Source organism: Luteitalea sp. (genome assembly GCF_022842525.1).
GTDB lineage: Bacteria > Acidobacteriota > Vicinamibacteria > Vicinamibacterales > Vicinamibacteraceae > Luteitalea.
This window is the reverse complement of sequence record NZ_JALHPM010000012.1, coordinates 51,754-65,927: the sequence shown is the minus strand read 5'-3', so window position 1 is coordinate 65,927 and position 14,174 is coordinate 51,754. Positions and strand designations below refer to the sequence as shown.

General features: G+C 69.8%; 10 protein-coding genes. 8 read left to right on the top strand and 2 right to left on the bottom strand.

Annotated elements, in window-relative coordinates; translation table 11 throughout:
- From Q0C41_RS04520 to Q0C41_RS04505, 4 genes are all read left to right on the top strand, one after another.
- The coding region (locus tag Q0C41_RS04520) for a tetratricopeptide repeat protein (RefSeq protein ID WP_291981320.1) at window positions 1–1,359 on the top strand (1,359 nt) is incomplete at its 5' end.
- A gap of 126 nt (window positions 1,360–1,485) precedes the next feature.
- On the top strand, window positions 1,486–4,122 hold the full coding sequence (locus Q0C41_RS04515) for a Calx-beta domain-containing protein (RefSeq protein ID WP_291981318.1): 2,637 nt from the start codon (window positions 1,486–1,488) through the stop codon (window positions 4,120–4,122).
- 12 nt (window positions 4,123–4,134) lie between these two features.
- Complete coding sequence (locus Q0C41_RS04510; RefSeq protein WP_291981316.1) at window positions 4,135–4,815, top strand: NF038129 family PEP-CTERM protein; 681 nt, start codon at window positions 4,135–4,137, stop codon at window positions 4,813–4,815.
- Window positions 4,816–4,921: 106 nt separating this feature from the next.
- Window positions 4,922–5,719: a spondin domain-containing protein gene (locus Q0C41_RS04505; protein ID WP_291981315.1), complete on the top strand. Its 798-nt coding sequence runs from the start codon at window positions 4,922–4,924 to the stop codon at window positions 5,717–5,719.
- Between the two features lie 247 nt (window positions 5,720–5,966).
- Here Q0C41_RS04505 and Q0C41_RS04500 read toward each other — a convergent pair whose 3' ends face one another.
- A complete protein-coding gene (locus tag Q0C41_RS04500; protein ID WP_291981313.1) occupies window positions 5,967–6,497 on the bottom strand; it encodes a hypothetical protein in 531 nt (176 codons plus the stop codon).
- Window positions 6,498–6,604: 107 nt separating this feature from the next.
- Between Q0C41_RS04500 and Q0C41_RS04495 the strand changes: the two genes are divergently transcribed.
- A complete protein-coding gene (locus Q0C41_RS04495) occupies window positions 6,605–8,116 on the top strand; it encodes a beta-galactosidase (RefSeq protein ID WP_291981311.1) in 1,512 nt (503 codons plus the stop codon).
- Between the two features lie 490 nt (window positions 8,117–8,606).
- Here the strand turns inward: Q0C41_RS04495 and Q0C41_RS04490 are convergent, their stop codons facing one another.
- Entirely contained in the window at window positions 8,607–9,332 is a 726-nt protein-coding gene (locus Q0C41_RS04490) for a hypothetical protein (RefSeq protein WP_291981309.1), read from the bottom strand.
- 139 nt (window positions 9,333–9,471) lie between these two features.
- Between Q0C41_RS04490 and Q0C41_RS04485 the strand changes: the two genes are divergently transcribed.
- From Q0C41_RS04485 to Q0C41_RS04475, 3 genes are read left to right on the top strand one after another with little or no spacing between them, the layout of a single operon-like run.
- The gene (locus Q0C41_RS04485; RefSeq protein WP_291981308.1) at window positions 9,472–10,389 is read left to right on the top strand and encodes a hypothetical protein; all 918 of its coding nucleotides are present in this window, start codon (window positions 9,472–9,474) and stop codon (window positions 10,387–10,389) included.
- Between the two features lie 16 nt (window positions 10,390–10,405).
- Window positions 10,406–13,201 carry a VWA domain-containing protein gene (locus tag Q0C41_RS04480; RefSeq protein WP_291981306.1) on the top strand — a complete coding sequence of 932 codons (2,796 nt, stop codon included), beginning with the start codon at window positions 10,406–10,408 and terminating at the stop codon, window positions 13,199–13,201.
- Window positions 13,198–14,172: a VWA domain-containing protein gene (locus tag Q0C41_RS04475; RefSeq protein ID WP_291981304.1), complete on the top strand. Its 975-nt coding sequence runs from the start codon at window positions 13,198–13,200 to the stop codon at window positions 14,170–14,172. Before Q0C41_RS04480 ends, Q0C41_RS04475 begins: the two co-directional genes overlap by 4 nt.
- The last annotated feature ends 2 nt before the right edge of the window (window positions 14,173–14,174 follow it).

The window sequence follows — 14,174 nt, the reverse complement described above, 5'->3', positions numbered from 1 at the left end:
GCCGGAGCGGCCGTGCTGTTGGCGCTGGTGGCCGGTGGCGTCGCCACCGCGTGGCAGGCGCGCGCGGCCGCCGCCGAACGCGACCGGGCGCAGAACCGGTTCCGCGAGGTACGGCAGTTCTCTCGGTCGCTGCTGTTCGAGGTGCACGAGTCGCTGCGGGGCCTGCCGGGCGCCACGGAGCCACGCCGGATGCTGCTCGACCGCGCGGTGAGCTTTCTCGACGGGCTTTCGGCAGATGCCGGCGCCGACGACGCCTTGTTGGTGGAGCTGGCCGAGGGGTACCGCCGGCTGGGCCAGGTGCAGGGAAGCGCCCTGAGCGAAAACGTCGGCGACCTCCCGGCCGCCACCGCAAGCTTCGAGAAGGCCGTCCGGCTCGCCACCACGGTGCTCGAGCGCCGCGGCGACGACGTCTACGCCATCGAGCTGGCCTCCAGTGCCCACGACGACCTCGCCGGCGTGCTGGCTGACCAGGGCGAGATGGCGCGCGCCTCGGAGGCCGACGCGCGCCACCGGGCCCTGGTCGAGCGCCTGATCGCGCGCCATCCTGCCGACCCGAGCTCGCGCGCCGGCATCGCGGCGAGCCTGCTCAACCTGGGTCGGTTTCGCAGCCGCGTCGGGAACCACGCGGCGGCGAGGTCCGACTACGAGCGCGCCCTGTCGCTCTTCGAAGCGCTCCCCCCAGATGTCCGCGCCCAGGACGACGTGCTGCGCGACCACGCGTTCGCCCTCAAGCGCCTCGGGGCGCTGGCGCTCGCCTCGGGCGACCTCGCGACCGGGGAGCGCCGCTACCGCGAAGCCCTGACGCTCGACGAGCGGCTGGTGGCCCGCCACCCGGCCAACGCCCGCTACCGCTACGACCTCACCTTCTCGCTGTCGGACCTCGCGTTTGCGGCCGGCAAGCGCGGCAACACCGGCGGGGCCGTGGCCCTGTGGCGCCGAGCCCTGGAGATCCGGCAGGCGGCGGTCGATGCCGACCCGAAGGACACGCGGGCCATGCACGGCGTGGCCAACCTGCACGCCTACCTGGCCAACGCCGCGCGCGACGAGCGGCGCTGGTCCGACGCGGTCGGCCATTGGCGACAGGCGGCAGCGCTTCGCGAGCGGCTGCTGGCAACACTGGGCCCCCTGCCCAGGGCCCTGCTCAATCGCGCGTCTGTCCAGGTGGGGCTCGCGTCCAGCCTGCTCGACCTCGCCGCGTCCGCGACGAACGAGGTGGCCAGGGCCCCCCTCCGCGCCGAGGCGCGTGGGCTGCTCACGACCGCCCGCGACACGGCCACACCCCTGGTGGCGCAGGCCCCCGCCGCTCGCGACGTGCTGACCGCGATCGCCTCGGAAGCACGCCGCGCCGACGGCCGCTGAGCCACTCCCCCTCCGTTTTCCGCTTACGGCAGTACCGCGGGCTTTCGGCCGGACGCGACGCGCTTCGACATCAGAAGACGCACGGCCGGCCTGCCGCGGCGGAACGGAGCAAGGCTCATGCGTGGCATGTCTGGTATTCGAGCGGCGGTGCTGATTCTGTGTGCGTGCTGGGCGCACGACGCGGCGGGGCAAGGAGCGGGGACCACCAGGTTCGACCCGCCGTCGGGCATCATCCAACTTCCGCCAACGGGCCAGGCCGCGCCGGCGATCACCGTCTACAACACCGACCCGGTGTCGCTCCTGTCGGTCGACCTCCCGATCCTCTCCTCGTTCCAGTGGTTCGACGTCTCCCTCGCGGCTGGCTCGTGTTCCGCCGACGTCACATTCCCCTCGTCCGGGCCGGCCACGCTCACCGTTGAACCGGACAGCACCTGCATCCTCTCGGTGGCGGTGCTCGCCCCGCCGGCGCCCGGCCAGTCGGTCGAGGAGACCGTCACGCTGACGTCGTACGGCGCGGCCGCGCTGTCGGGAAGCTACACCCTCCGCGCCACTGGCAGCGGTGGTGGTGGCGGGCCGGCTCCGGCGAACGACCACTTCGCCGCCGCCGAGGATCTCTCCGGGCTCGTCATCCCCCCCTTCGTCGCGCTTCCACACCCCGTGTTTGCAGGGGTGGTCGAGCCCAGGGACACCGTGTCTGTGGCCGGGACGACTGTCGGGGCGACGCGCGAACCATTCGAGTACGGCACGGTCGTGAACCCCGACGGGTCGGAGACCCCGCCGCCCAGCGGCACGGTGTGGTTCCGCTACACGTCGCCGCCGGCTGGCTTCGCCGGCCGGCTCGGCTATCGCGTGTCGCCTGGGTTCGTCGTCACCCCCCTGGTGCAACAACCCGGCGCCGCCGCGCCGATGCCCGACCTCCGCGGCACCGACCGCGCTCGCGGCAACAACTGGCCGCCGTCCAGCCTGTCGTTCGTGAGGATGGAGCCGGGCCACAGCGTCTGGTTCCAGGTGGTCGCGGATGTCGAGAACGGCAACGGGGCCCCTGTGTGGACCGACGGTCCGTTCACCCTCGAGCTCTTCCAGGTGCCGAACGAGCAGGACTCGATTCTCGACGCCTATAGCGTCACCGGGTCAGACCGCCCCGACGGCACGGGCAGGCCGTGGAGCGACCCGTTCAACTGGAGTGGCGACGGCGACACCTACCACCTGACCGCCGACCAGCCCGGTGGGCCGCCGACCATGTGGTTCACTGCCACGTTCGACCGGCCAGGCCTCTGGAGCTTCCGGGCGTGCTCCGAGGAGGCCACCGGGGCCGCCAGCACCCGTCCGCTCGGCGTGCGCCTGTATCAGGCGCCCTCGGGCCAGCGCGTCACCGACCCGAGCGTGCTCACCTTCGTCCAGGGGACGGACGGCAGCCTTCTCAGTGAGTACCCGAGCTACATATGGGACAACTCCCTTCGCTCCCCGGGACCGATCTGGTGCAGCGCCCTTGTCGACGTGCCGGTGGCGCCCGGTCGCTACTACTGGAGTGTGGACGAAGGCCCCGACGGTCCGACGTACTACACCCTGAACTCCATATACAGCGCGGTCGGCGCGCCGCCCCCGACGGTGGTCGCGTTCCAATCGGCCAACGCCGGCGCGATCGCGGAAGGCGGCCTGCACCAGATCCAGATCACGCGCACTGGTGACCTGTCGGCGGCCTCGACGGTCACCGTCGCGATCCGGGGCGGCACGGCCACGACCGACGACATCGGTCTCGTGCGCGGGACCGATCACGTCAATGGCGGCTTCGCGACGCTCGGCACGGGGTTCGGCACCTACAGCCTCACCTTCAACCCAGGCGCAAACTTCGTGGTGCTGGCAGTGGCGAGCGCCCAGGACAGCACCGTCGAGCCCGACGAGACCTTCATGCTCGAGTTGGTCTCGGCGACGGGCGCCACGCTCGGCGACGCGTCCCTGCGCGTGGCCACCGGCACGATCCTGAACGACGACGTGCTGCCGGTGGTGGCATTCCAGTCGACCAGCGCCGGTGCGATCGCGGAGGGCGGACTGCACCAGATCCAGATCACGCGCACCGGCAACCTCGCGGCGGCCTCGACGGTCACCGTCGCGATCCGGGGCGGCACGGCCACGACCGACGACATCGGCCTCGTGCGCGGGACCGATCACGTCAATGGCGGCTTCGCGACGCTCGGCACGGGGTTCGGCACCTACAGCCTCACGTTCAACCCAGGCGCAAGTTTCGTGGTGCTGGCAGTGGCGAGCGCCCAGGACAGCACCGTCGAGCCCGACGAGACCTTCGTGCTGGAGCTGCTCTCGGCGACGGGCGCCACGCTCGGCGACGCGTCCCTGCGCGTGGCCACCGGCACGATCCTGAACGACGACGTGCCGCCACCGCCCTCCTGCGCGGCCGATCTCAGCGGCATCCTCTCCGTGACGAAGGGCCCCATTCGCTACGTGTGGACGCGGCAGCGATTCGAGCAGTCGGTCTCGCTCACCAACACCACGAACACCGCGATCCCGGCGCCGGTGCACGTGGCGCTGGCCCTGGACGGACTGGGGGGCCACGTGACGATGGTGAACGCGAGCGGGGTCACCTCGTGCGCCACGCCGGCAGGGTCGCCGTACATCGTGTTCCCGGTCAGTAGCCACATCCCATGGGGCCCCGGTGTGAAGGTCACCATCGTCAACCTGGCGTTCACGACCACCCGGAACCTCCCCATCACCTACACCACGCGGGTGCTCGGGGGCACGTCGCGTTAGGAGTCCGAGACCATGCGAGCACCAGTCGTTCTGCTGATCACCCTCTGCGGCCTGCTGGCCGGCGGCGTCACGCCGGCGAGAGCCGCCTCCTTCACCGTGTCGCTCGACACGTCGGCGCTGGTGGGCCTGGGCACGTTCGAGCTCGACTTCCAACTGGTCGACGGCGACGGCGTGGCGGACACCACGGTGATCCTCCGCGGCTTCACGTTCGGCGGCGGAAGCTCGACGGGGTCGCCCACGCTGGTCGGTGGTGCCAGCGGCTCGCTCGCCACCGAGCTCACGTTGCAGGACACGGCGTTCTTCAACCGCGCCGCCCAGGCCTTCACCCCGGGAGCCACCTTGTCGTTCCTGCTCGAGGTGTCGGGCAGCAGCGACCCGTCGAGTCCCGACTTCTTCTCGGTGGCACTGCTGGACGCCAGCGGGTTCGAATTGCCGACGCTGGGCTTCGCGGAGGAGCTACTGTCGCTGGCGCTCGTCGCCGGTGCGGCGCCGGAATCGTTCGGGACCGATCCGGACCGCACCGACCTGAACGTGCCCGCGCCGACGGTGACGGCCGTCCCGGAACCGGCCACGGCGCTGCTGGTGCTGTCGGGCGCGCTGCTCGCCAGTGCCAGGTACCGCCACGGGCTGCGTCAGTGGCGACGCTCCGCATCCCGCGGCGTGTCCTTCGGGCCGAGCCCGCGACAGCCATGAAGGCCTGACGGGAACTATTCGACAGCGCCGACTGTTCTAGAGGGGTGACGCCGCCACCGCACCGGTGGCGCACGTCTCGTCTGTCACCCGCTGAGGAGTCTCACTGATGAACCCGCATATTCCCGTCGTCCGTTCGCTTGCCGTCGGCCTCCTCGCCCTGGGGCTCACCTCGGCCGCCGAGGCCGCCCCGCTGCTGGTCCGCGTCACCATCGAGAACCTGGCGCCGGCCAACAGCGTGTCGTTCGCGCCGCTTCGCGTGGGCTTCAACAACGGCACCTTCGACGCGTTCGACATCAATACGCCCGCCGGCGCGGCCATCATCTCCGTTGCCGAGGGCGGCAGCGGAGCCGACTGGTTTCCCGCGTTCGCCGCCGCCGATCCCACCGCGGTGCTGGGGACCGTCGGCGGAGCCCTGTTGCCCGGGGCAACGGCGTCGGCCGACTTCGTGGTCGATCCGTCGATCAATCAGTACTTCACGTTCGCGTCCATGGTGATTCCGAGCAACGACTTCTTCATCGGCAACGACTCCCCGACGGCGTTTCGCGTGTTCGACAACAGCGGCAACGTGCTGATCCACACCATCAACCAGAGCGGCGCCGATATCTGGGACGCCGGGTCGGAAGCCTTCGACCCCCTGAACGCCGCCTTCCTGGCCATCGGCAACAACGATCTGCGCACGCCGCAGAACGGCTCCGTCGCGTTCGATTTCGCCGAACTCGCCGGGTTCAACGGCCTGACGACGGCCGCCGGATACACCTTCGACAGTCAGCTGATGGGCACGACGCCGGTCTATCGCATCTCCCTGGAGGCGGTGCCTGTGCCGGAGCCGAGCGCGTGGCTGATGCTGATGAGCAGTCTCGGAGCGGCCACTGTGGCTCGCGTGCGCCAGATTCGCCGGCGCTGATCCACGCGTGCGCGCGCAGCGCCACGTTCGATGCGGGCCAGCCCTCGCTGGTCGGGAGCCGACCGCCACGCGCCTCAGCAGGCGCTGCCCACCAGTCGAACGCCGAGAGTCGGTGCACCCCTGGTGCCCCGGCTTCCGGCCAGGTATCGAGAGCCGTGTCGATGGCCATCATCGGCAGCGCGACGGCTGGCCCGCCGCGCTGTCGGTGCGGCGAAGGTGCCGCGGAAGAAAGCTTCGCGGCCCGAACTCACTCCACGCATTTCAACGGCTCCGGTGTCGGTGAGCCGAAGCAGACCAGCACACCAGCGGGCACGACCGGCAGGGAGAGCTGGGCAACCCGCACGCCCGTCATCGCGTGGGCGACCGCGTCGTAGACGACAAGGGTGCCGCCGATGTTGGGCGCGATGCCTCCGACGCCTCCCGCCGGCATCGTCAGTTCGATCGGATCGGCGCGCCCCTGGGCATCCCACTCCGATCGTGCCGTCGTGGTCTTTGGGCCCCGGCCCTGGGCGACGATCCGGCCGTCGTCGTCACGCACCTCCCAGACGTAGCCGTCGGTGTCGTCAGCCGAACTGACCGCTTCCCGTTCGTCGCGTGCGTTGGCCTCGTGGATGGTGAGGACGTACGGGCGCGGAACGTCGACCTTGATCCAGAACCCCACCCTTGCCGGTGGACGCGTCGACCGCGCACGACGGCCGCGCTGGGTTGTCTGGCACTCGACCGACGCGCTCCCGACGATCGCCCCGAGCAGCAAGAAGGTCAGCGGCCGCAATGGCATGAATGCTCCGTTCTGATGACACCAACGCTGCAGTCCACGCCGACGAACAGCTGTCTGAACCCCGCGTGTGCCTTGAACCCCGACCACGTCGACGGTTACTGTCGGGCATGCCCCACCGTGATTGCCGTCATGTCCTGGCCGTCGTCGCGGTCGCGCTCGGCGTCGTGGCCAGCGCTCGCGCCCAGATCATCGAGACCTCGCGCGATCGTGTGGTGACGAACCTGCGCGTGTCGCTGCCGTACCTCGGCACGATCAGGGCGCGCAGCACCGACGAGATCGCCTCGTCCAACTGGCTGCTGGGCTGCGAGACGCTGGACCGCGATTTCGCCGACTACGAGCAGTACAAGACGTTCATCGCCCCGCTGGGCATCAAGCGCCTGCGCCTGCAGGCGGGCTGGAGCAAGACCGAGCAGGTCCGGGGCCGGTATGACTTCGCCTGGCTCGATCGCATCATCGACGATGCGACGAGCCGTGGGCTGCAGCCGTGGCTGCAGACGTCATATGGCAACGCGCTCTACCCGGGAGGCGGAGGCGCCAACCTGGGGGCGGGTCTGCCGGTCTCCGAGGAGGCGCTGGCTGCGTACGACCGCTGGGTGGAGGCGCTGGTCACACGCTACAAGGACCGGGTGCGCGATTGGGAGGTGTGGAACGAGCCGAACTTCGGCGACAACACCATCAACACGCCGGAGATGACGGCCGACTTCAACGTGCGGACGGCGGCCATCATCAACCGGTTGCAACCGAACGCCCGCACCGCAGGCCTGGCGCTCGGGCACTTCGACCGGACGTTCGTCGACCGGTTCTTCGCACGCCTGGCGGAGCGCCGCGCGTTCGGCCTGTTCGAGACGATGACGTATCACGACTACACCTACAACCCGGACGCCAACCACCACGAGGTGATGCAACTGCGAGCCGCGCTCCAGCGGCATTCGACCACCGTGCGGCTGCGCCAGGGCGAGAACGGCGCACCGTCGGCGGGCGGTGCCGGCCGTGGTGCGTTGTGGGACTACCCCTGGACGGAGCTGACCCAGGCCAAGTGGAACACGCGCCGCATGCTCGGCAACCTCGGGCAGCACATCGAGTCGACGGTGTTCAGCATCGTCGAGATGAACTACGCATCGGGCCCGATCGCGCGACGCAACTACAAGGGCCTGCTGAAGGTCGATGACGACAACCGGGTCGTGCGGCCCAAGATCGCGTACTACGCCGTCCAGAACGTCACGGCCATCTTCGATCACTCGCTGCGGCGCCTGGACGAACTGGTGCACAGCTACAACATCGCGAGCGGCGGCGAGCGTGGGCGCGTGTACACCCACTCCACCGATCGCGCCCTGGCGTTCTTCGGCTACGAGCACACGGGCACCGGCAAGCAGGTCTACACGATCTGGCGCAAGGACGGCATTCCCGTCGACGCCAACGAGGTGAGCCTCCAGGACATCTCGATCACGCGCGCGGACTTCGATCAGCCAGTCTGGGTCGACATCATCACGGGGGCGGTCCACGAGATCCCCGCCGCCCAGTGGAGTCGCTCCGGCAGCACCTGGACGTTCCGAGGAATCCCTGTGTACGACGCGCCCATCCTCATCGCCGACCGCAGCCTCATTCCGCTGACCCCGTGAGCCCCGTGGGGCCCATGCTTCGAGGGCCCGGCGCGCGCATGGGATGGAGGGGCTGTCTGCGCCCGGCCTGCCGGCCGTTGCCTCTCTGAGGCGACTCGATGCCTGACGGCCCGGGTGTCGACATCCGCATCCGAATCGCGGCGACGGCACGCTGTGCGGTTTCGAGGGCGACTTCACCGAGCACCCGCAGAACGATGACGACTCCGATCAGGCTGACGACCAGCAACGCCAGCAGGCCTGCGAACGAAATGATCGTGAGCATGGTCCGACCGTAGCAGGCGGGCATGACAGCGAGTCGATCAACGCGCGGCGCGCCTGTCTCGGCGCGAGAACGCATTCACGCCCGGTTCATGGCGCGGTGACACCGCCGTTACACGGATGGCGCTTCGGCCTTTTCACATTGATCCTGCCGGGCGAGGCCCTCGTGACGACCATGCGTACGCGCACGTGCCGCTCTACCTGGGCAAGTGTCGGTCGCTAGTTGCCAGGGCTACGTACCGTCGCCAAGCCTCGACACTGGCGACGACGCGTCTGCGCGCGGGCGCGGCCGACCAAACGTCCACCCCACACCGAAGGCGAATTCGTGCCGCAACCCGTCGTGTCCGGTGGTCGAGGTCGCGAGGCGAGGCGCGAGTGTGTACGTGGCTCTGCCTTCAAGCCGCCCAGGCATGCGGATCAGGATGCCGGTCGCGAACACGCCGGTCAGCCCGGTCCTCCTGCGGTCGACGATGTCCCCGACCCAGGGCGGCATGCTTCCCGTGAGCGACTGCTGGATCGGGTCGTGGAAGTACGCGATGCCGGCTCCGACGAATGCCCGAACCGGGTGGATCGGCGCGCCTCCGATGTACACCGCGGTGGTGTGGACGTGCCACGCCGTCCGGCCCGGGGCCTCGGCGACGACGGGCGGCGTGCGGCCGTCGTTGTACACCTCGCGCTGGAATGCCGGCATGCGCAGCGTCCCGACCGTGGTCGTGACCATCAGCCTGTCGGTGGGCCGCACCGTCAGGTAGGGCCGGGCATAGGGGCCGGGGGCACCGTCGAGGCGTTCGCTGCAGTCGGCCTCCGGCACCGGGATGTCGTCGTACGCGCCCGGGCAGCTGATGGCGATGGACACACCGGCCGTGAAAGGTCGAGGAGACGGCTGCTGGGCGAGGACGATGTTGCCAGACACGCCGAGCGCGAGCAGGGATACGACGACGAACGACGTTGCAGTCATGGCGGCCTCCACCAGTCAATGTGAAGAGCACACGGAAATCGGCTCAGCAGTCGAGCTGCACGCGATTCTCCTCTTCGAGTGACAGCGCCGCTGGTGCATGATTTGCTCGTTGCCCACGTACTGTCCTCGAGGAGCGTCGATGCGACTGCCCGGTCCCCGTCTGGTGACGACGCGCTGCCGAGACGTCCTGCGTATCGTGACGGTCGCGCTGCTGTGGCCGGCGGAGACATCGGCGCAACTCGGGGTCATGGACCTCTCCCGGCCACCGAGGCAGGAGCGGTCCGTCGAGGTGACCGAGGCGCTTCCCTCCTGGGTGGCCATGCCGGCAAGCGCGCGCATCCTGACCAGTGACGGGCTGGAGATGCGTCCACTGAAGAACTCGGCCGTCACCTACGAGAACGCGAAGCTTGGGGTTCTGGTGGGCGCCCTGCGCAACTCGGGAGGTTGCGCCCGCCACCTCTCGGTGCGGTTGCAGTACACCGATGAGCACTGGCGGCCCATGGGCGACGCGGTCGAGAACGAGGCACGCGTCAGTCAGGTCGAACCAGGCGGGTCGCTGCCCTATCGCTTCCGGTTGCGTCGGAAGGACGAGTTCCGCGACGAGCCGTCGGGCTACATCGTCCAGGTGGTGGAGGGAGACAAGCCCGTCGCCGCCACCCTCCAGTGGGTGTCCGGTACGCCGAAGGTCGATGTGTCGCCGTGTCCACCCGGCCTGGTCGTCGCCTCGACCGACGTGACCAGGAAGCGGGCCACGCTCAACGGCTACCGGCTCGACGGCCTGCTCACGGTGAGCACCGGTGGTCCCGTCCGTCCCGACGGCATGATGCTGACGGCCCTGCTGCTGGACAAGGGCGGCGAGGTGTTGGAAGTCCTGACGGGCATTCCCCAGCTGAAGCGGAAGGACCTCCCGACCGGGTTCATCGAGAACGGTCAGCCGATCCCCTTCACGCTGTCGACAGGCATTCCGCTCGGCGCGGCCGTCGCGTCGACCGAGGTCTTCACCGAAGTACTTCCGGACGCGCAGGTGGTCGGCGCGGCACCGGTAGGGCAGCGGTAGCCCGGTGGTGAGGCCGATGAGCGACCGGGTGGGGGTGGCCCTGACGGCACTGCTCACCGCGACCGTCCTCGCGGGGCCGGCATTCGCCCAGGCCCAGGGGGAAGCCCCTCCGACGTTCCGGTCCGGTGTGACGCGCGTCGAGGTCAGTGCCGTCGTGGTCGACGCCGACGGCCGACCTGTACGCGACCTCCGTGAGGATGAGGTCCAGCTCTTCGACGGCGGGCGACAGCAGGACATCCGCACGTTCACCCCGGTTCGGCTGAGCGCGGCCTCGCAGAACCACCAGAACGCGTCCGACGCGAGGGCCGCCGCACAGACCCGTGCGGCCTCTCCTTCATCGCGCATCGTCGCGCTGCTGATCGACGATCTGCATATCGATGCCAGGCATACCGAGCGTGCCCGTGCCCTGGCACGGCAGGTGATCGAACAACTCGACCCGTCGGACCTTCTCTTTGTGGGCCTGACGAGTGACCAGGCCCAGTCGACCGGCGTCTTCACGACCGCACGTCGGCGCGCACGCGACCTCGTCGACCGCTTCTCCGGCATGCGGCTGCCGAGCCCGGCAGACGTACGGCGTGACAACCCGGACCTGCCCTTCACGCAGGCGCCGCAGATGCGTGGCACTGACATGGGGCTGGCCGCCGATCTGCAGCAGCATGGCACCCGCCTCGCGCAGACGTACGCCGTGGTGAGCGCGCTGGGGGCAGGACTGGCTGACGCTCCGGGACGCCGCAAGACGCTCATCCTCCTGACCGAAGGCCCTGCCGCGCCTGTTCGGGACGATCAGGGCACGGGTCCAGCGGTCGCCGCTGCCATGCGGGACGCGCTCGCGCGTGCCGCCGTCGCCGACATGGCTGTGTATCCGCTCAGCCCGGTCGGGCTCGACACCCCGACCGACGGGATGATCGAAGGCTTCACGAGAGCCGTGGACTCGTCGGGCCGCGACGTGGCGCACGTGGATCTCTCGAACGCCATCGGCGATTTCATGGCCGGCAAGACCGCATTGCGAGACCTCGCGGCACTCACTGGTGGTCTGGCGCTGACCGACCGCAACGACGGGGCCCGCGCGATCGGCGAGGCGCTCCAGGACGCGAGCGACCACTACGTGCTGAGCTACGAGCCTGATCGCGACGCCGGCGCCGACTTCAGTTCAATCGAGGTGCGGGTGCGCCGCCCAGGTGTGCGTGTGCGCACGCGGCGTGGACGTACCGGTGGGCCACAGGTCGGGGCCGCTGCCGCGCCGCGCGAGACCGACCAGACCGTCGGCCTGCTCCGCAGCCTCGGTGTGGACAACGGACTGCCCGTGACACTGCGCGCCTACCGCGTGTCGGACACCGAAGGTGGGGCCCGATTCGCGATTGCTGCGGAGATCGCGGGTGATCCCCTTGTGCGAGCCGTTGTCGACGACCGTCTGGCCATCGAGCAGGCCCTCGTCACCATGGACGCGGCCGGCAGGTTTGGCTCAACCACCACACGTGCCGTCGACCTGCGGCTCCCAGAGGGACAGGTGGAGGTGCTGCAGTCGTCCGCACTGCGCACGGTGTGGGCCGTCGATCTTCCGACAGGCTTCCAGCAAGTGCGAGTAGCGACCCGCCAGCCTGCGACTGGTCTGCGCGGGATGGTCGCCCTCGACCTCCTCGTCGAGGCCGCGTCGCCGTCGGACCTGTCGGCACTGGTCGCAGAGATGAACCGGTCGCTGCCGACCGCCTTCGTGGATCCACGACTCGAGCCGCTCCTGCCACGCCACCCGGAGCCACGTGGTGACACAACAGCGGCAAGGACCCCTGCCTCCCCTGGGCCATGGACGGCGGCCCTGCAGGCCTATCAGCGCCGCGACTACGCCGCCGTCGCACGCCTGGCAGGCGCGGTCGACGATGCGGACCTGGATGGCGAGGTGGCCCGCGAGGTGGCGCGGTGGCGGGGCGATCCAGACAAGGAGCTGGCTGCCCGAAGTCTGAGGGGGTCGGCGGCGATGGCGCTGGAACTGGCGCTGGTGCGCGTGCAGCGTGCCGACGCTCCGAAGGCGGCCCAGTATCTCCGCGTCGCGGAGGACGCGCGGGACGCCCTCTCGCGCACGGGCATGGCATCGAATGCGTTCACCGCTCTGCTGGATTTGACACGGTTGCACCTGCTCCTCCTCGCCAGCGACTTCACTGGCGTGATCAGGGCCGCAGCACGTGTCCCTGCAGACGGACTCTCTCCCGAGTTCCTCGCCGAGTGGTACGTGGCGCGCGGTCTTGCGCGTGAGGCGCAGTCGAGACAGGCGCTGTGGGATCGTCCGACGAGGACGCAGGTATTGGCACTGACCCCGACGAGCTTCGACCGGGAGCTCTGGATCGCCAACGAGCGCACGGCCGCGATCGCGGAGTATCGCCGTGCCCTCGCTGCGTTGCCCGGGCATCTCGAAGCGCAGTTGCGCCTCGGCCGCCTGCTGTTCGAACACGGCCAGGCCGACGCGTCCCGCACACATCTGACGGCCGCCGCACCGCGGGACTGCAGTGCGATGCTCTGTGGCCTTGGGTGGCTCTTCGTCGGCGACTGGCACGCCAGGCATGGCACCGCTGCGGACGCGCGGGACGCCTACCTTCAGGCCTCCGGTGTGCTCGACATCCGCCAGAGCGCGCTCGTGGCGTTGCTCCGCCTGCGACTGCTCGAGTCCCCGGCCGCGGCCGCCCAGCTCGTCCGGCAGTTCGACGCCAGCTCCATGTTGGGCCGGCAGCAGGCGCCTGACGCCTGGTCCCGGTATCTGGCCTGCAGTCCCATGGGCCTGCCGTCGGTGATCGGCGCGCTGCGCGAGGGCGCCAGCCAGTGAGCATCCGCGCGCGCTGTGCGGTCGCCCTCCTGGTGCTGTTGTCGAGCGCGACGCTCGTCCGCACGCAGGAGCCCATGTTCCGAGCCACGGCCGACGCCGTGAACGTCGACGTGCTCGCACTGCGCGGCCGTGAGCCGATCAGGGGCCTCACCGCCGACGACTTCGTACTCACCGACAACGGCGTGGCGCAGCGCCTGGCGTCTGTCGACGTGCCTGGCCACGCCCACGTCATCGTCGTGCTCGACGTCAGCGCGAGCGTGCAGGGTGACACGCTGGCGCGGCTCCGGAACGCCGTGCGCGCCCTGATCCGAAGTCTCGGTGAGGACGATCGCGTGTCCGTGGTGGCGTTCAGCGATCGGGTGCGGATTCTGAGTCGTGCGGCCACGCCCACAGATGCCTGGGCGTCGCTCGACGCGCCACCGCCCGCGTCAGGCGGCACCGTCCTTCATGACGCGCTCGTCGTCGCCAGCGCACTGAGCTTCGCAGACAGCCGTCCCTCCGTGGCGCTCGCGTTCACGGATGGCGCCGACACGGCCAGCGTGACGGGCGCCGCCGCGCTGCTCAAGAGCCTGCAGGCCAGCAACACGGTGGTCTTCACGATGGCGGCCGGCCTCGAACGGAACTGGTACGACGATCGTGAACGGCGACCGTCGCCCTACCTCGCGTCCGAGACCTGGCTCGGCGCGCAAGCGGCCGATGTGCCGCGGCTGCTCGACCGCGTGGCGACCCTGACCGGCGGCACGTTCGTGCAGGTGGATCGCGTCAACGATTTGGACGCGACGTTCACGGACATCGTGGCCCGATACCGCGCGAGATACGTCCTCAGCTACACGCCTACCGGCGTTGGACGCGAGGACGGCTGGCACCGCATCGAGGTCCGTCTCAAGAACCAGCGGGGCGACGTGCGGGCACGGGAGGGGTATCTTGCCGTGGGTTCGCAGGGGCGCGGGCTTTGGGGCGAAGCGAGATAGGA